Raw genomic sequence first — 18,425 nt, 5'->3', positions numbered from 1 at the left:
CCCCCGTTATCTGGCCACTATTATGGTGCCGTTTCTTATCTCGCTGCCGATTGTTATCTGATAGATATAAATGCCTTTCGGCGCGGCAGAGCCCGCGGCATCCTTTCCGTTCCACTCGAGTGTTACGGATATATCTTTGTTATCGCCCACGGAAACGAGCGAAGCCACTTTTATTCCGCGCAGATTTATAATTTCACCCGCGACATCCCCGGCGAAAGGATTGTCGACAAAAAATTGTATCTTTTCGTAAGGGGCGACACCCGGAGTAAAAATCTTGGGAGGATTGACCGCGGTTATCGCCGCGACGGATGATCGCATCGACCGCCTGACCTGGTAAGTTCCCGCGTTGGAGATGCCGGACACAATCGCGCCGGCAGCGGCGTCGACGGCCGACGGAAACTTGAGAAACTCCACGCCATTATGCCAGAAAATCGCCATGTCCGACGGCGCAAATTCAATGGCGCGCATCGACGGGGACGCGCGCGCGGCGGCGGCGCGTTTTATATTGTCTATTGAAAATTTCAGTTTTACCGCCGCGACGAAAGTATATCTGTCAAGTTTCGTGCCGTCGGGACGCAGTATGCCGATTTCAAACTCGCTGAGCGCATCCTCTGTGGATTTGGTGGAAATCCTCACCATCAGGTCAGTGCCGTATTCGTTGTGCGCGGCGCCCAAAGAGCGGGCGACTTCAGACGGTATTTCCATTACGAAGACCCTGTCCGGCGATTCGGCGTAAGCGGCATCACCCGCGAAAGTCCTGAATACGAGCGAATCGGCGCCCTCGACGCCGGATGTGTCAACCGACTTTATTTTGTAAAAGAAGTTTCCGGACACGGTATCGCTGAAAGACGTCCGCGATTTATCCACGAATACGTGCGGAACCGCCGAGAACAAACCGTCGAAATCGATGGATTTGTAAATGTGGTAACCGGCAAGGTCGTCCACGACGCTTCCGTCGGCGTTGTGCAGCACGGGAGTCCACAAAATCATAAAGGATGTCGAGTCGCCGGAAAGCGACGTTTTTATCCCCAAAACGCTCTGTGGAATCGTAAGAACGGGTATTTTGAAGGATGAAACGCCCGATAACGTCAAAGCGCCTTTGTTATCGGCAGCGGTTACCCGCCACCAATAGGTTCTATTTTCAAACAAACCGACCGGAGAAGTTATGGACGTTGATGTAAGTCCGGAAGTAGAGAATGCGACGGTAAGAAAATCGGCGCGCGACGAAACATCCACGGCGTAAGTTACCGTGGCGCCGACATCGCTGTCGGCGGCGGCCGCCCAATGAAAGACGGGGAATTTCGTATTGACCGCCGAATTACCGGCTGGCGAAACGAGCGCGAACGGATCCGGCGGGTAATTCACCATAGAAATAATGAAAGTTCCCGTCGAGGAAAACGTGTAACCGCCGGCGACATCGGCGTCGACGTGCGAGGCGGGGCTGCCCTGATAGCCCGCCGCGCGGACGCGCCAAAAATAGGTCGCCTGGTCTATGAGGTTCGACAGCGGCTGAAAATAGGTATCGCTTCCCGTCGGAATCGGCTGCGCTCCGGTAAACTCGGGATTCTGCAAAACCTCTATGTAATATCTGACCGTGTCGGACGGGTCGGGGTCGACGGCGTCGCTCCATCTGAAAAGGGGTTTCAGGGTAGACGAGATTATCACGCCATAGGACGGTTCGAGCAAAGAAAACCCAAGCGGCAGTTCTTTTTCGATATCGACGTAAAATCGCCCGAAACTCTGGTTTGATGCCCGCTTCATCGCGTCCGTTCCTACGGCCTCGACCTTCCAGTAATAGTAAGAGTTGTCGCTCGGCACAGAGACCTGCGCCGTCGTGGATACAAGGCCGGCGATTGTAACGCTCGAAGTGAAAATCGGGGACTGCGACCAGATAAGGTTATAAATCACTCCTTCGTCGGGATCCGGATCGGTCGTGGCCTCCCACGAGAAATTAACGATAGTGGACGTCGAACGCCAGTTCTCCGACGGAACGATAAGATTGAAAGTTCGAGGCGCCTCGGGCGCAGCGTTGACCTTGAAGTATCGGGTCGCGTCGCCCTGGACAGCCGACTTGCCGTCGGTGACGAACACTCTCCACCAGTAAGTGGCGTTCTCTGTAAGAGCCGGAGTGACATAAGACGTCGACGTTATTCCGGCCGAGGAAGAGTACTGCCAAAAGGCCCCCGATGATGTCGTATAGTGCACCGTATAATACAGAACATCGAGAATATCGGAATCCACGGAAGCCGTCCACGAAAGTGTGGGGGTCGCTGTCGCCACACGGAAAGCGTTTGCGGGAGATTGAAGGACGGGAGCGGTGGGAGTGGAGTTTTCGACATTTATGACGAGAGAGAAAACCTGATTGGAAAATCTCTGAGCTCCGTCGAGGTCGCGGGCGGCGACTTTCCAGTAATATCTTTTGTCCTCGTTGAAATGGCCGGGGGGGATTTGGTAATTCGTGACGGTCAGATTCTCCGATGCCGTCGTGACCCCGACTTCAAAATACTGACTGGTGGAGTAGTAAACGTTGTAGACGAAGGAATCGTCATAAGCCATATCGGTGTCGGATGAATCGCCCCAACTCAGCCACGGCCTGTAATCGGTCGTTATTTCGGCGCCATTGGCGGGCGCGACAAGCGAGAAAGCCGCGGGCATACTATTCAGCGGCAACGCGCTCGGGCTCATCGAGGAAATCGGGGAATAGTTGCCCGTATCGTCAACGGTTTTTATCGCGGCGTAGTATGTTACCGAGTTGGCGAGGCCGGTTATGGTAAGAAATCTGCTCGAACCCGGGGAGACGCCGGATGTTGAAAATGAAATTCTGTAAGGATACCCCGAAGAGACCGCGTTCCAGGCGGAGTCATTCGTTATCGCGACGGAGGACGACAAACGAATCTCGAAACCGCCGTTGAGCATTCCCGCGTAGCCGTCGTCGCCGGGCGCGGTCCAGACAAGATTCATCCTGCGCCAGGCGGCGGTCGCGATTATTTTGGTTATCGCGCCGGGCGCGGAGATATCGACTTGGGCGTAAGCCGTGGCTCCTGTCGAAACGGGCGACCAGTTGTGCGACTCGTCGCGCGTCCACACCCTGACATAGTATGTAGCACCGCCGGAAAGTCCGGTTATAAGATAGGAATTGAGCGCGCCGGGCGAGGTCGTCGTGGAAATTTCGACGCTGGGCGTAGAGGTGCTGAACGATTCGGCATAGTTCGTCGTCCATCTCAGACGAAAGGCCCCGCCGATTATGTTTTCGCCCGCGCCTTCGCCGATTCGTTCGGAGTTGTCCGTCGGAGATGTCCATGAAAGATTTATTCTGCCTTCGCTGTTGCCGGTCAGAGCGGTGAGGGTCGTAACAGCGGGCGGGGCCGTCAAATCGGGCGTGCGCACGGATGTCAGGGCGGAAAGTTCCGAAAAAAGCGCCGTCGAAAAAAGCCCCGTGCCGGCCGGTCCATTGCCCAAATCCGAGGTGGCCAGACGGTAATAATATGTGGTCTCGCGTTTTATGGGATTGTCGCCGCCGCCATCTGCGTCGTCGTTTTGATAGTTATGCGTGGCCAGATCGAAAGAGAACGTCGCCTGCGCCGCGAGAGTGAATGGGAAAGTGCCGCGGTAGAACCAGTATTTGTCTCTGTCGTCATAACCCGATACCGACGGGGCCGACCACGTCACTCTTATATTAATATCGGACGTCGCCACGGCCGTTATGTTCTGCGGAGGATTCGGCGGCTTCTCTTGCGCGGCCGCATTTCTTGTCGCCGATATTGCCGACTGATTGCCGGCCTCGTCCAAGGCCTTCATAGCGAAATAAAAAGTCGTGCCCGGGTAAAGCCCCGTGACCACGCGGGTCTGCGGAGCGCCCGGAGCGGCAGGGCTTATGTTTTGAGATACAGTAGACGACGTCGGCAAATCCCATCCTCCGCCGTCGAGAGAGTAGGTGGCGTATTTTATGATATAGGCGGTAACCGGCTCGGCGGGAGTATCGTCGTAAGGCGCGTCGAAAAACAAAGTTATCTGGCCGTCCAAAAGTTCCGAGGCGGCTTGCGCCAGATTGAGCGCGGGCGACTGCGGGTCGATACTGCCGGTTCGGGTGGATATTTCGACGAACGCGGTCTCGATATCGTCGGTATTGACGGCGCGGAGACGGTAAGAATATGTGGTTTTCTCCGAGAGCCCGGCGTCAAGATAATATGTGGCTCCCGCACCGGACAACTCCGCTATCTGAAACCACTGCCCCGTTCCGTAGGTGGAACGCTCCAGCCGATATCTCACACTTTCCGGATTACCTTCATCAGACCACGCGAGCGTGGTCTGCGTGGTGCCCGGCTGAAGCGTGGAACGGAAATCCGAAGGAGTGGCCGCGAATGTATACAACAGTTTGGATTCGGAATCGGCAAAGAGAAAACCGTTTGCCGCTCTCAGAAAAACTTGCGAGGATGTATCGGGAGTCAGCGACGACTGCGCCCAATATGTTGCGTCCGAAGCAAGCGGGCCGGAAATATCGTTTCCCGACGGAAACGCCATAACATAATGCTCCGAGGCGTTGACGCCGGAAGTCCAGGCCCAGTTGATCGCGCCGGTCGAGACCGCCTCCGAATATAGAGTCCATTCGGGCGCTCCGAGCGCGACCCACGGAGCCGTGCTCGTCTGTACCCAGTCGCTTACGACCGTATCGGGGCCGGTTCCCGTAGAGGTTCTGACTCTGAAATAATAAGTATTGCCGTTAATGAGATTTTGCGCAAGGTGGGTCGCGCCGGGATGAAGCACGGCGGTCAGAAATGTAAAACTCGACGGAGACCACGAAGATATTTCAATTTCATAGTTTACATCCCCTTCCGGCGGCTCGGCTAAAATCGTCCACTCAAGAATCACCGCGCCGTCGCCGGCAAAAGCGCTCAGGCCGGACGGCGGCGACAGTTCGGCTCTTGCCGCGGATGCGGCCAGAAACGCCGCCAAAAAGAAAACCGCGGCGCGGCTGAGAAAGCGCATTCCTGCGACCGTCGGAGATAAATCGGGAATCTGTTTAATCATATGCGAAAGGCGGATGATGTGCTCTAAAAACGCGGATTCGCGTCCCCTGCCGCGCTTAGACGGATAATTATGAGACCATTGAAAAAGTCGTCAAAATGTCACCCTGAGCGAAGCGAAGGGTCTCCACCCGAAGGGTGGTCGTCGGAAAACGAGATTCTTCGCGGAGTTCATCCTGAGGCGACGGAGATTCTTCGCTACGCTCAGAATGACAACCGCCGAAGGACTCAGAATGACAAATAGCGGGGTTTTTCAACGGTTTCATTATACATAAATGCCGGCGCGGTTTCAAAGAAACCGTCCGACGCGACCGCCGTCGAAAAAACACTGCGCGCGCGAGACGGTTCCGCGCGAACTTTGCGCAGCCGGATATTTTTTAGCGGCGGGCTTGACAGTCACCCGCGTCGTCTTGTATAATTGATACATTATATCAATAAGATACCGGAGCGCAAATGAGCGTCAAAGATATTGCCGGACAAAAAAAGATCCTTACCGATTTTCTTAAAGCCAACGGCCTTCGCGTCACGCGCCAGCGCCTTGTGCTGCTTGACCTGTTTCTTAAAACCCACGGACATATGAGTCCGCGCGAAATATACGCGGCGGCGCGCAAACATCATCCCCGTTACGGCTGGGCCACGGTATATAGGACGCTCAAACTTTTCAGCAGGGCTAATCTGGCCAGTCCCATAAACTTCGATTCGCGGACGGCCAGATACGAACCCGAAACGGCCGGCAAACACCACGACCACCTTGTTTGCACGGTGTGCGGCAAGTCCATAGAGTTTTACGACGACAAAATAGAGGCGCTACAGGAAGCGGCCGCCGCCAAAAGAGGATTTATCCCGAAATGCCATTCGCTTGAAATCTACGGAGTGTGCTCAAAATGCCTTCGACGCGTAAAATAATTCTGGTGGGCAATCCCAACGTCGGAAAGTCGGCGCTGTTTTACCGCCTTTCGGGACAGTACGCCAATATATCGAATTACCCCGGCACGACCATAGAGATATTCAGCGCGGAGGCCGGAATCGGCCGGCACGCCGTAGAAATTATTGACACCCCGGGAGTAAATTCTCTCTGGCATCAGAGCGAGGACGAACGCGTAACGAGCGCCGTGTTAAAAGATAATCCCGACGCGCTGATAGTCCAGGTTTGCGACTCAAAGAATCTTATGCGCTCGTTCGTTCTGACGGCGCAGATAGCCGAACTCAAAAGACCGTTCGTGATGGCGCTCAACCTTTTCGACGAAGCTCGCGACGAAGGCCTTAAAATAAATGTCGCCGAAATCGCAAAGTCGTTCGGAGTGAGCGCGACGCCGACCATTGCCGTCACGGGAGAAGGCGTCGGCGCGCTGAAAGAAATAATTGCAGCGGCGCTCGACGCAAAGCCGTCGGCCGGAGGCGGCATAACCGTAACGCACGCTCCCGAAATCGACCGCGCGGCGGAGGCCGTAAAGCGGTTCGCGCCGGCCGCGGGATGGGAATATATAATACTCGGCTCGGATGCGGCCAAGGCCTCGGAGACCTTCGGGGGAGGGGCGGCCGAAGAACTCGCCGGAATTTTATCCGATATACGAAAACGTTTTATCCGTCCGCCGGAGACGCTTCTGTTCGAGGCATATTACGCCATCGCCGCGGATGTAACCGGACGCGCCGTGACCGCCGGCCGCAAAGAATCGTCGAGGGCCTCGGAAACCTTCGGCCGTTTGATAATGAAGCCGTTCCCGGGCTATCTTGTGGCGGCCGTCACCCTGTACGCGATGTATCTTTTCGTGGGAGTTTTCGCCGCGGGCACCATGGTGGATTTTATCGAGGAAAATATTTTCGGGAACATAATAAATCCGTTTTTCACGCGATTATTCGACGCCGCCGGAGCGGCCGAAGGATCTTTCCTCCGGGATATTTTTGTGGGCGAATACGGCGTAATAACAATGGCTCTGACTTACGCCGTCGCCATTGTTTTTCCCATCGTGGGAGCGTTCTTTATTTTCTTCGGAGCGCTGGAAGATTCCGGCTACCTTCCGCGCCTGGCCGCACTGCTTGACAGATTGTTTAAAAAAATAGGCCTTAACGGCAAAGCGGTGCTGCCTATGGTTCTGGGTCTGGGGTGCGGCACAATGGCCACGCTTACGTCGAGAATCCTCGAAAAACCCCGCGAACGGATAATTGCGTCGCTGTTGCTGGCGCTGGCCATTCCCTGCTCCGCGCAGCTCGGCGTAATATTGGGAATTCTGGGCTCGGCAGGTCCGGCGGTTTTTCTGATATGGCTTTTCACCATCGTTTCGGTTTTCGCCGGAGTGGGTTATCTGGCCGCGCGGCTTCTTCCGGGCTCGTCGAGCAGTTTTATCATCGAAATCCCTCCTCTGAGAATGCCACTGCCCGGAAATATTATGATGAAAGTAAAACAGCGGGTAATCTGGTATCTGCTGGAAGCCGTTCCTCTTTTTATCTACGGCACGCTGGCGCTTTTTTTGCTCGACAGAATCGGCGCGCTTGATACGATAATAACACTTATGTCCCCCGCCGTCAAAGGCGTTCTGGGTCTTCCGGAAAAAGCCGCGGAGGCATTTCTGATAGGATTTTTCCGTCGGGATTACGGCGCGGCGGGCCTTTACGAACTTTCAAGGCGGGGTCTGCTCGACGCCCGCCAGACGACAGTCAGCATAGTAACGGTCACATTATTCGTGCCGTGCCTGGCGCAACTTCTGGTAATGATAAAAGAACGAGGGAAAACCGTGGCGGGGGCAATATTCGCTTTTGTCATAACGTTCTCGTTTACCGTCGGCGGACTGCTTAACGCGATACTGAAAGCGGTTGATTTCTAGAATATTTCGGGAGATAAAATATGATTACTTTGCGCGACGTACAGGAAGCTTTGGCCGTTATATGGTCCGAAATAGAAAAAGGCAACGCCGATGCCGCCGAAATAAAAAAGATTCTCTCGCAGGACGGCCAGACACAGGAGTACGGACGGATACGCAGACACGGAAGGCCTCTGCCCGACGACACCGACGACATAATAAAGCGCCTGAAAACGGAAAACCTGATTATCGAAACCAACGGAAAAATCGATTTCACGGAGTCGGGCCGCAAGCGGGCGTCGCGAATAATACGCCTGCACCGTCTGGCGGAACGCCTGCTCCACGACGTTTTGGAGATTCACGGCGGAGCCATGCATCTGTCGGCCTGTGAGTTCGAACACATAATGTCCGACGACGTGGAAGAATCCGTCTGCACCCTTCTGGGACATCCGCGGCTTTGTCCGCACGGCTCGCCCATACCCGCGGGCAAATGCTGCAAACTTCAAACCTCGGAGGCCAGACCGATAATAACCACGCTTGACCGTCTGGGCGCAGGCGACGAAGCCAGAATATCCTACATATATACCAAAGACCACGCGCTGCTTCATAAACTGCTGTCGCTGGGACTTGCGCCGGGCGCGGTAGTTAAAATTCACCAGAAATCCCCGTCGCTGGTATTGAACATCGGGGCTACCACGCTGGCTCTGGAAGAAGAAGTCGGTAAAATGATTTTTGCAAGGAGATGATTATGCCGCGATTCGCATCGCCGCGCGGAAAACGTTCCGCGGCGCGCGCAAAAATTATAGCGACCATTGGCCCGTCGTCGGAAACAGCGGCGGGTTTAAGAAAAATGACCGAGGCGGGGCTCGACGCCGCAAGATTCAACTTTTCACACGGCTCCGCCGAAGACCACACGAGGCGGCTGACGCTTGTGCGCGAACTCAACCGCAAACGCCGGCGGGCGGTAAAAGTCATCGCGGATATGGAAGGCCCCAGAATAAGAATGGGGCAACTCGGCGCATCGGGCGAACTGCCGCTGCGACGGGGACAAACACTCGTTCTGACGAACGTTCCGTCGAAACAAAATCTTTCCGCGTCAAAAAAAATCGTATATTTCGATTACAAAGGCGACCTGAGAGCCGTCAAGTCCGGCCACGGAATTTTTATAGACGACGGCAGCATAATGCTGCGCGCGACAAGAACTTTCCGCCGCGCCGTGACGACGGTCGTAGTCGACGGCGGAATCCTTCGCTCCAGAAAAGGCGTAAACATTCCAGACGCGCGGCTGCGCTTTCGCGGACTGTCGGAAAAAGACGCCGCCGCAATCCGGTGGGCCGTCGGCCGCGGGGCGGATTTCATAGCCCAATCTTTTGTAACCGACGCCGGTCAGGTCGGTAAAATCCGGCGAGCCGCCGAAACTATTGCCACAGCGTCCGGAACAAAGGCGCCCGGCGTCATAGCAAAAATCGAAAACCGCGAAGGCATACGCAATATCGCCTCGATAATAAAAGCGTCCGACGGAATAATGGTGGCAAGGGGCGATCTGGGCGTATCCGTGCCGGTATGGGAAGTGCCTTTCATTCAAAAATCAATAATAAAGAAATGCCGCGCGGCGGGCAAATTTTCAATAGTGGCCACTCAAATGCTTGAGAGTATGACCAATTCCCCCCTGCCCACGCGGGCCGAAGTTTCGGACGTGGCCAACGCCATACTCGACGGCGCGGACTACGTGATGCTTTCCGGCGAGACGGCCGTCGGCAAATATCCCGCCGAGGCAGTCAGAATGATGGACAGGATAATAAAATATTCGGAGACGATGAAAAAGTGAACTCGTCGTCAAATCATCAGAGCCGGCAAGAAGACGTCAGGTTTGAGGCGGAGCGCGATTCCTGTCTTGAGACATTGCTTGAAACTCACGAAAAAAAATTGATAAACTATCTTTACAAGTATCTCGGATCTTTGCACGACGCCGAAGATGCCGCGCAGCACGCCTTCATAAAAACTTATCTTAACATCCGCAAATGTCCGACGCCGGAATCAATGAGCGGCTACCTTTACAAAACAGCGACAAACGCCGCGCTCAACATTTTAAGAAGAAAACGCATACTTAAAATATTTTCGCTCTCGGGCGGCGGGGATGAAGCCGACTTTACCGCCGCCGAACTTCCGGATACCGCATCTATGCGCCCGGAGGACGCGTATAACGATTCGCAAAGGCAAAAACGCGTAAGACGAGCGCTGTCATCGCTTCCGCACGAACAAAAAACCGCGCTCCTGCTTTCTTTTTACGACGACAAATCATACGCGGAAATTGCCGCCATACTCGGAAAAAGCCGGAGCGCCGTGGAGTCGCTGATATTCAGGGCGAAACAAAATCTGACGGAATTACTGAAGAATATAGAGGACTGATACAAACGTAATTATTTCAAAAATCCCTCTGTATCCCCCTTTAATAAAGGGGGAGAGTTCCCTTATTCCCCCTTAACAAAGTCGCAGACTCCGTATCCGAAGGCATCGGAGGGCCAGGGGATTGTTATTCTCCCTTATCAAAGGCGCACAACCCCCTTTTATTCCCCCTTTATTAAGGGGGAAGTTCTCTATTTTTAGATAGGCGTCCGACGGACACCGCAAGTTTTTATCGGTTCAAGTGTTGAGTATATGCAGGGGGAATTATGAACACTGACAATAATATTAAGGACATTCTTAACTCTTTACGCCCGGTAAATCCCGGCTCAGGATTCAGACGGGATTGCATTGAAGCCGCCGAAAGAGCCATGGAAAACAGGCGCAGGATTCGCGTGCTCGCTCCGACGGGAGTTTTTTCTCTTTCCGCCGCGGCGGGACTGGCGCTGGTCATACTGTCGGTTTTAAGAATGTCGGCGGCGGCCGAAACGCCGGACGCCAAAAAAGCATTGGCATCTCTGGTATCCGCGGCGATGCCCGCCGCGCGACAGAGCACCGTCTCATCTCTGCACAACTGCTTTTCGGCGCTTGAAGAATGCGCCAAATGCGCCCGGAAAGAGTGCGCCCGCGGAGAATGCGCCGTCGATTAGACGGGCGGCGGAAGGCAACTCTAAATTTAAAATAATGGCGAGGAAAAGCGTATGAAAAAATCCAAATATGCCATCGTCAGCTTGACGCTCGGAGCGCTTAGTTTCATCCAGATATTCGGCATTGAAAAAGCACTCGCGGCGGGAATTTTCGGCATACTCGCTCTCAACGAGCTCAAAAAAGACGCGGCAAAAACAGGTCGGGGGGCGGCCATGTCAGGCATAATTCTTGGCGCCGCGTATATCATAACCGTAGGTCTTCTGTTTTTCTTTAAAAGTCATGAAATCGTCGGTTTTTTCAAGGGCTTAAAATGATAAATACAACTTACCGCAAGATTAAAGTATTTATATCCGCCGTTCTGTTTTTTACGACAACTACCGCAAGGTTGGCCGCGGAAACCGGCATACGCCCAAAAACTCTCACGCCCGACAATCTCGCGACCGATGTCCTTAAAAACAATCCGCAAATAAAAGCCGCGCGGGCCGGTTACGAAACCGCCGCAGCCGATGCTTCCGCGGCGTCATGGCCGCGTCAGCCGATGATTTTTTACGAAGAAAAAATCGCGCCGTCGGACTCCGCGAAAGCGACTATGTTCGGCGCGGAGCAGACAATACCCATGCCGCCCAACAAGCTCCTGGTCGGCCGCGCGGAAGCGAAAGCGCGCGCGCGGGCAGGCGCCGCGGCGCTCGACGAGACGACCCGCGTTGTCGTCTCCATGGCCAAAAAAGCGTATTGGGATTATTATTTCGCGCTTACATCGATGGAAAAACGGAAAGAAAATCTGCAACTGCTCGAATCTCTGGCGACAACCGCCGAAGCCCGTTATATCTCCGGAAAAAAATCCAAAGCCGATTTTGTCCGCGCCGCCTTGGAAATGGCGATGGAAGAAAACGAGATCTTGCGTCTTGACGCCGAAGCGGCGAAAATTGCCGCCGAAATAAACGCGCTCAGGGGCTCAAACGGCGACGCCTTACTGCCGCCGCCCGATGTTTCCGTCGATATCGGGATCGCTCCTCCGTCAATAAACTCCGCGCGGGTCGCGGAAGCGGCGCGGGCAAATTCCGCAAACGCGGCAAGAATGTCCGAACTCGGCAGAGCGGCAGAGGAGCGCAGAAAATTTGAGACACTTTCGTGGATACCCGACATACGTGTTGGCGCCAAAATCGACCGCATGGATGACACACGGGACGAAACCCGCCTTATGCTGGCGGCAGAGTTGCCGCTCTGGTTACCGAAACAATCCGCGACGGTAAAATCCGCCGGGCAAAGCGAAAACGAGTCCATCAACAATATTGAATCCGCCCTGCTTGAAGCCGAATCCTCGGCGCTGGCATTGTACCACAGAATAGTATATCTGTCGCGGGCGGTAAATAATTTCAAAACGGCGATACTGCCGGCCGCCGAGCAGGCGCTTGAAATAATCCGCGCCGATTACATCGCCGGACGAGCCGGTTTTACCGACTTGATAGAAACGCAGAGAAATCTTATCGCCCAAAAGATATCGCTGGCAGAAGCGGTATCCGCATATCATAAAAACCTTGCGGAACTTGAAGTCATAACGGGAAAACTCCCGCAAGGTCACGGAGGCCATCAATGAATACGATTATATCACGCGCGCCAATCGCCGTATCGACGACACTTATAGCGGCGGCATTGCTGCTTGCGACGAGTCCCTCGGCGATTGCCGACCACTGCCATTCTGCGAGCGCGGCGACGCAAAAAGACGCCGCTGTGGTCGACAAAGTTACCGTGGCGAGCGCGGAGCATAGCAATCAGGACGACACTTCGTCCGCAAAATCGCAAGAGCGGATAGTTCCCGCGAAAACCGGCGCGGACAACCACGCGAAATCCGTATGGACGTGTTCTATGCATCCGGCAGTCCGTCAGGCAGGCCCCGGCAACTGCCCTATATGCGGTATGACTCTGATAAAGGTGGAAGCGGCTCCGGCGGGCGGCATAACCGTTCCCGAAGAAACCTCCAAAGCCGCGGGCATAAAGACACTCAAAGCGTCGAGACGAAAACTTTCGACCACAATACGACTGCCCGCCAAAATCGCCCACGACGACGATCTTTATACCGCCCAGGCGGAATATCTGGCCGCAGGCAGAGGTTCTCCGGACGGACGCGGGAATATTCTTTCAAGAACACTAAAAGCGTCCGAACTCAAATTGCGGCTTCTCGGTTACGACGAAACCGATATGAAAAAACTCGCCGAGCAGGGCGAACCCGACGAAACGTTGATTTATCCGGGCGAAAAAATATGGGTCATAGCCGATGTCTTTGAAAGCGATATACCTTCGATAAAACGCGGAATGAATGTCCGCGTAGTTCCGCACGGCGGATCATCGACCTTCGACGGGACGGTACGCTTTGTTGAATCCAATATCGACTCCAAAACACGCACCGCCAAAGCCAGAATAGAAGCGCGCGCGCGCGGCGACGGCGCACCGCCCCACGAAACTTACGCCGAAGCCGAAATCGAGTACGCATCGGGTAATCTTCTGACGGTGCCGCTGAGCGCGGTCATAGACACCGGCAAACGAAAAATCGTCTACGTGCGCGAAACACCGACATCGTATGCGGCAAGGGAAATCATCGCGGGCGCGGAATCGGGCGGATATATCCACGTGAAGTCCGGCATTTCCGAAGGCGAAGAAATCGTTACGGAAGGCAATTTTATGCTCGATTCGCAGTCCACGATGGGCGGGGGACAATCTCTGCAATGGGGCGCGGCCGAAGAAATAGGCGATAAAAAGGAAACCGCGGCTCCGGCAAAAACTCCGTCGACAAAAGATAAGGCGCCGGCTCCGCCGCCCGCGCACAGACATTAACGCGCGAGCGCGATAAAAATTATGATCGACAAACTCATAAAATGGTGTCTTGACAACAGATTCGTGGTGCTGGCCGTTACTCTGGCCGTCGTCGGATGGGGAGTTGCCGTTATGGGCAAAGTCCCCGTCGACGCCATACCGGATATCGGCGAGAATCAGCAGATAATCTTCGCCGAATGGCCGGGCAGAGACGCCAAGACCGTCGAGAATCAGGTAACGTATCCCCTGACCACGCGGATGTTCGGGCTGCCCGGCGTAAAAACCATCCGCGCGTCGTCGGCCTTCGGCTTTTCCATGGTTTACGTCGTATTCCGCGACGAGGTGGATTTTTACTGGTCGCGGTCGCGCATCGTGGAAAAACTCCGCGAGGCCCAGAAATATCTGCCCGAAGGCGTCACGCCATCGCTGGGGCCCGATGCCACCGGTCTTGGCCAGGTATTCTGGTACACCGTCGAGGGCGGCGGACTCAATCTGCAAGAATTAAGAAGTATCCAGGACTATTACATCCGCTACCAACTCTCGTCGGTCGAAGGCGTTTCCGAAGTCGCGGCGGTCGGCGGTTTCGTAAAACAGTACCAGATAGACATAGACCCCGACAGGATGGTGACCTACGGCGTCACGCCGTCGGAGGTATTCAAGGCCGTAAAAAATTCCAACGTCGACGTCGGAGCCAAAGTAGTCGAGCGGGGCGGCACGGAATACATCGTGCGCGGCGTAGGGCTGATAAAAAACACGGCCGACATAGAAAATATCGTCGTGGCGCTGCGCGGCGAAGGCGTGCCGATTCTCGTCAAAAATATCGCCAATGTCGCCATCGGGCCGGATTTCCGTCGGGGAGTGCTCAATAGAGGCGGGCAAGAGGCCGCGGGCGGGGTGGTGATAGTAAGGTACGGCGAGAATGCGCGCGAAGTCATAAAGCGCGTAAAACAAAAAATCTCCGAAATCGCGCCCGGCCTTCCGGACGGAGTCAAAATAGTCCCATTCTACGATCGGACAGAACTGATAGGACGCACGCTTAACACCTTGCGCGACACGCTGATTCTTGAAATTCTAGCCACGGTGGCGGTTGTCTTTTTATTCCTGTGGCATTTCGCTTCCAATCTTATAGTATCGCTTGTCCTGCCGGTGGCCATAGTAATCGCATTCATATTTATGCGGATGTTCGGCATAGACGCCAACATTATGTCTCTGTCGGGAATAGCCATTGCCATAGGGGCGCTGGTGGACGCCGGCATTGTTATGACGGAAAACGCCCACAGACATCTGTCCGCCGACGGAGGCAAACGTCCGCGCGCGGAAGTCATCCACAAAGCCGCGCGCGAAGTCGGGCCGGCGCTTCTTACGGCCGTCGCCACGACGGTAATTTCCTTTATACCGGTTTTCGGCCTTACCGGCCAGGAAGGAAAACTCTTCGGCCCGCTGGCTTACACCAAAACTTTCGCCCTTGTCGGCTCGGCCGTTCTGGCGATTACGCTGGTTCCCGTCCTTTGCTATTATTTTCTTAAAGGCCGGCTCACGCCGCCCGAAGAAAATCCCGTCGGCAAAAAACTCGCCTTCCTGTACGAGCGGGTCTTGAGATTTATGCTCGCGCGGCGCAAAATATTTTGGGCGTCTTCCGCCGCGCTGGTGCTTTTCGCCGGCGCGATATTCATGAAAATGGGCCGCGAATTCATGCCGCCGTTCGACGAAAGCACGATTCTTTTTATGCCGGTGGTATCGCCATCGGTATCGCTTACTGAGGCCTCAAGAATAATGCGTATTCAGAATAAAATCATAAGCGGATTCCCCGAGGTCGATTCCGTCGTCGGAAAAGCCGGCCGCGCCGAAACCGCGACCGATCCGGCGCCCATAGAAATGTTTGAAACCATCATAAACCTTAAACCGAAAAAACACTGGCGCAAAGGAATGAGCAAAAGAAAACTGCTCGTCGAACTCGACGAGGCGCTGAAACTGCCCGGCGTAGCCAACATCTGGACTCAGCCCATAATCAACCGCGTAGACATGCTTTCGACCGGCATACGCACTTCGGTCGGGGTAAAAATCTTCGGGGACGACTCTTTTGAAATAGAGCGTCTGGCCGGAAAAATAAAAGACATCGTCGCCGGCGTTCCCGGCGCGGCGGATCTCTACGCCGAAAAAATCACCGGAAAGCCCTATGTGGAAATAATTCCCGACCGGCTGAAATTGGCCAGATACGGCATCGCCATCGGCGATTTTATGGAAATAGTGGAAAACGCGATAGGCGGCGAAAACCTTATAGAGATTTACGAAGGCCGCGAACGCTATCCGGCGCGCGTGAGATTTTCCAGGGAATACCGCGACGCCCCCGAAAAAATCGCGCGGCTGGCGCTGCCTCTTGCCGACGGCGCAGCCGTCAGAATATCGCAAATCGCCGAGGTCAGAATTATCGAGGGGCCCGCGATGATAAACTCGGAAAACGGACGACTGCGCGGATACGTGCTGATGAACGTAAAAGGTCGTGATTCCGTGGGTTTTGTAGAAGAAGCCCGACGGAAAGTCGCCTCCGAACTCGCGGGGCAAATTCCCCCCGGCTACTCCATCGAATGGGCGGGGCAGTTTGAAAATCAGGTCCGCGCGCGCCGCTCCATAACCGTGCTGCTTCCGGTTTCGCTTTTCTTAAGTTATCTTCTGATATTCATGAACTTCAAGTCCCACCCCAAATCGCTTGCGATTTTTGCCGCAGTGCCGGTTTCTTTCGCCGGCGGAGTTTTTCTGCTGGCGGTATCGGGGTACAATTTTTCCGTGGCGGTGTGGGTGGGCTTTATCGCTCTTTTCGGCATAGCCGTCGACGACGGCGTGCTGATGACGACATATCTCGACGATGTTTTCGCGCGCAGAAATCCGTCGGACAAAAACTCGATAACCGAAGCCGTTGTCGAGGCGGGCAAAGCCAGAATACGTCCGGCGTTTATGACGAGCATAACGACCATACTGGCGCTTCTTCCCATATTCATTTTCCCGGGCACGGGCAAAGAGGTTATGATTCCCATGGCGATTCCGTCGTTCGCGGGAATGATATTCGCGTCCCTATCGTGGTTCATAGTTCCGACGATTTATTCGTGGATAAAAGAAAGAAACGTAAAAAATTGAGGCCGTTGAAAAACCCTATGTTGCGTCATTCCCGTCCCGCTTGTCATTCCGTGCTTGACACGGAATCCAGCGGGAATCCAGAGTTTCCGTCGTAGTATGGATTCGTCCCCGAATGTCTTTATCGGGGATAAAAACATTCGGGAATGACATGCGGGGGAAAAGATGGTTTTTCAATTGACTCAATTTCGACCCCTGAGGAAAAAATAATGGCAAAAGACCCCATTTGCGGAATGACCGTCGACGAGAGCGCCGCACTCAAAGCGTTCCTCGACGGCAAAACCTATTATTTCTGCGGCAAACGCTGTCTCGACAAATTTCTTGAAGACAATCCCGCCGCGACAAAAAATCCCCCCGCGTCCGATGGTTCCGAGAAACCATTGAACGATGTCTGCCCGTCCTGCGCCGTCGGCGCGGACGAAAGCGTCCGGAAAAAATCTCCGATGGCGCGGCTGCTCGGCAACAAATCTTTTCTGGCCTCCGCCGCCCTGATAACACTTACGGCCGTTTCATATATCTTCGCTCCGCTCGTCCCGTTCAGGGAAGCGCTGGCGATGTATCTTGAAAAAATCTGGTGGGCGATTTTGCTGGGTTTCGTCCTTGGCGGAATCATAGACCGCTTCATCCCCAGGGGATGGATAACCAAAACTCTTTCGGGAGCGGGTCCGATGACTATTTTGCGCGCGGTCATTCTGGGATTTATGATGAGCGCCTGCAGCCACGGAATGCTGGCCCTTTCGGTGCAGCTTTACAAAAAAGGCGCTTCGCCGGCGGCGGTGGTAAGTTTTCTTCTGGCAAGTCCGTGGGCAAATCTTGCAATGACGGTAATGCTTATCGGATTTTTCGGCGCCAAGGGCATTTTCATAATAGCCGCGGCAATACTCATCGCCATAATCACCGGCCTTATCTTTCAGGTCCTCGAAAAAAATAATCTCGTCGAAAAAAATCCCAACGCCGCGCCGCCCGCCGCAAACTTCTCGATAACGGCCGACGCCGCCGCGAGATTCAAGAATTACCGCTTTACCGCCGCCAACATCACCGACGATGCCAAAGGCGTCGTTGCGGGAGCGACCGCGCTGGCCGATATGGTGCTCTGGTGGATACTTTTGGGTATGGGCATATCAAGCATGATAGCCGCCTACGTTCCGCCCCATTTCATTCACAGCTATTTCGGCCCGACTTTCACGGGACTTCTGGCCACGCTCGGCGTTGCGACCGTAATAGAGGTGTGCTCGGAGGGCAGCGCGCCCGTCGCTTTTGAGATATTCCGCCAGACAGGAGCGCTTGGAAACAGCTTCGTATTTTTGATGGCCGGAGTAGCCACCGACTACACGGAAATCGGCATTTTATGGACGAACATAGGCAAAAAAACCGCCCTTTGGATGGTCGCTATCGCCGTGCCGCAAGTGGTGGCTCTGGGTATACTGGCGAATATGGTTTTTCGCTGAAACCGTGTGAATAGTAAAAGACGTGAAGCGGGAAGCGTGAAGCGTAAATCGTGAAGGGTGAAGAGTAGTTTTCCTTTAACCCTTCCCCCTTTACCCTTCACGATTCACGTCTTATCTCTTCGTAACAACTTCGTAACAATTATTTTGTATAAATACTTGTGTTC

General features: G+C 54.4%; 12 protein-coding genes. 11 read left to right on the top strand and 1 reads right to left on the bottom strand.

The window, feature by feature from the left end; genetic code table 11:
• Positions 1-6: 6 nt before the first annotated feature.
• A complete protein-coding gene (locus tag CVU77_08270) occupies positions 7-5,028 on the bottom strand; it encodes a hypothetical protein (protein PKN00825.1) in 5,022 nt (1,673 codons plus the stop codon).
• Between the two features lie 449 nt (positions 5,029-5,477).
• Here CVU77_08270 and CVU77_08265 point away from each other — a divergent pair, with 449 nt between their 5' ends.
• From CVU77_08265 to CVU77_08215, 11 genes are all read left to right on the top strand, one after another.
• Complete coding sequence (locus CVU77_08265; protein PKN00824.1) at positions 5,478-5,930, top strand: transcriptional repressor; 453 nt, start codon at positions 5,478-5,480, stop codon at positions 5,928-5,930.
• On the top strand, positions 5,909-7,846 hold the full coding sequence (gene feoB / locus CVU77_08260) for a ferrous iron transport protein B (GenBank protein ID PKN00823.1): 1,938 nt from the start codon (positions 5,909-5,911) through the stop codon (positions 7,844-7,846). Before CVU77_08265 ends, feoB begins: the two co-directional genes overlap by 22 nt.
• Before the next feature lie 20 nt (positions 7,847-7,866).
• Positions 7,867-8,568 (top strand): hypothetical protein, encoded by a 702-nt coding sequence (locus tag CVU77_08255; GenBank protein PKN00822.1) that lies wholly within the window; start codon positions 7,867-7,869, stop codon positions 8,566-8,568.
• A complete protein-coding gene (gene pyk, locus CVU77_08250) occupies positions 8,565-9,650 on the top strand; it encodes a pyruvate kinase (protein PKN00821.1) in 1,086 nt (361 codons plus the stop codon). Before CVU77_08255 ends, pyk begins: the two co-directional genes overlap by 4 nt.
• A complete protein-coding gene (locus CVU77_08245; GenBank protein ID PKN00820.1) occupies positions 9,584-10,231 on the top strand; it encodes a hypothetical protein in 648 nt (215 codons plus the stop codon). Before pyk ends, CVU77_08245 begins: the two co-directional genes overlap by 67 nt.
• A gap of 263 nt (positions 10,232-10,494) precedes the next feature.
• A complete protein-coding gene (locus tag CVU77_08240; protein PKN00819.1) occupies positions 10,495-10,875 on the top strand; it encodes a hypothetical protein in 381 nt (126 codons plus the stop codon).
• A gap of 51 nt (positions 10,876-10,926) precedes the next feature.
• Positions 10,927-11,187, top strand: coding sequence for a hypothetical protein (locus CVU77_08235; GenBank protein PKN00818.1), 261 nt, complete (start codon positions 10,927-10,929; stop codon positions 11,185-11,187).
• Positions 11,184-12,470 (top strand): hypothetical protein, encoded by a 1,287-nt coding sequence (locus CVU77_08230; GenBank protein ID PKN00817.1) that lies wholly within the window; start codon positions 11,184-11,186, stop codon positions 12,468-12,470. Before CVU77_08235 ends, CVU77_08230 begins: the two co-directional genes overlap by 4 nt.
• A complete protein-coding gene (locus CVU77_08225; protein PKN00816.1) occupies positions 12,467-13,705 on the top strand; it encodes a hypothetical protein in 1,239 nt (412 codons plus the stop codon). Before CVU77_08230 ends, CVU77_08225 begins: the two co-directional genes overlap by 4 nt.
• A 21-nt stretch (positions 13,706-13,726) precedes the next feature.
• Entirely contained in the window at positions 13,727-16,816 is a 3,090-nt protein-coding gene (locus CVU77_08220) for a CusA/CzcA family heavy metal efflux RND transporter (protein ID PKN00815.1), read from the top strand.
• 143 nt (positions 16,817-16,959) lie between these two features.
• Positions 16,960-18,261 carry a hypothetical protein gene (locus CVU77_08215; protein ID PKN00814.1) on the top strand — a complete coding sequence of 434 codons (1,302 nt, stop codon included), beginning with the start codon at positions 16,960-16,962 and terminating at the stop codon, positions 18,259-18,261.
• Positions 18,262-18,425 lie beyond the last annotated feature (164 nt).

It is taken from the genome of Elusimicrobia bacterium HGW-Elusimicrobia-1 (assembly GCA_002841695.1).
Taxonomy (GTDB): domain Bacteria; phylum Elusimicrobiota; class Endomicrobiia; order PHAN01; family PHAN01; genus PHAN01.
Note: the sequence above shows the minus strand (reverse complement) of the source record. Positions and strands in the feature narration are given on the sequence as shown.

Bases quoted from the DNA above. Each gene is read 5' to 3' on its own strand.
- CVU77_08270 (PKN00825.1), bottom strand. From the start codon at position 5,028: ATGATTAAACAGATTCCCGATTTATCTCCGACGGTCGCAGGAATGCGC.
- CVU77_08265 (PKN00824.1), top strand. From the start codon at position 5,478: ATGAGCGTCAAAGATATTGCCGGACAAAAAAAGATCCTTACCGATTTT.
- feoB (PKN00823.1), top strand. From the start codon at position 5,909: ATGCCTTCGACGCGTAAAATAATTCTGGTGGGCAATCCCAACGTCGGA.
- CVU77_08255 (PKN00822.1), top strand. From the start codon at position 7,867: ATGATTACTTTGCGCGACGTACAGGAAGCTTTGGCCGTTATATGGTCC.
- pyk (PKN00821.1), top strand. From the start codon at position 8,565: ATGATTATGCCGCGATTCGCATCGCCGCGCGGAAAACGTTCCGCGGCG.
- CVU77_08240 (PKN00819.1), top strand. From the start codon at position 10,495: ATGAACACTGACAATAATATTAAGGACATTCTTAACTCTTTACGCCCG.
- CVU77_08235 (PKN00818.1), top strand. From the start codon at position 10,927: ATGAAAAAATCCAAATATGCCATCGTCAGCTTGACGCTCGGAGCGCTT.
- CVU77_08230 (PKN00817.1), top strand. From the start codon at position 11,184: ATGATAAATACAACTTACCGCAAGATTAAAGTATTTATATCCGCCGTT.
- CVU77_08225 (PKN00816.1), top strand. From the start codon at position 12,467: ATGAATACGATTATATCACGCGCGCCAATCGCCGTATCGACGACACTT.
- CVU77_08220 (PKN00815.1), top strand. From the start codon at position 13,727: ATGATCGACAAACTCATAAAATGGTGTCTTGACAACAGATTCGTGGTG.
- CVU77_08215 (PKN00814.1), top strand. From the start codon at position 16,960: ATGACATGCGGGGGAAAAGATGGTTTTTCAATTGACTCAATTTCGACC.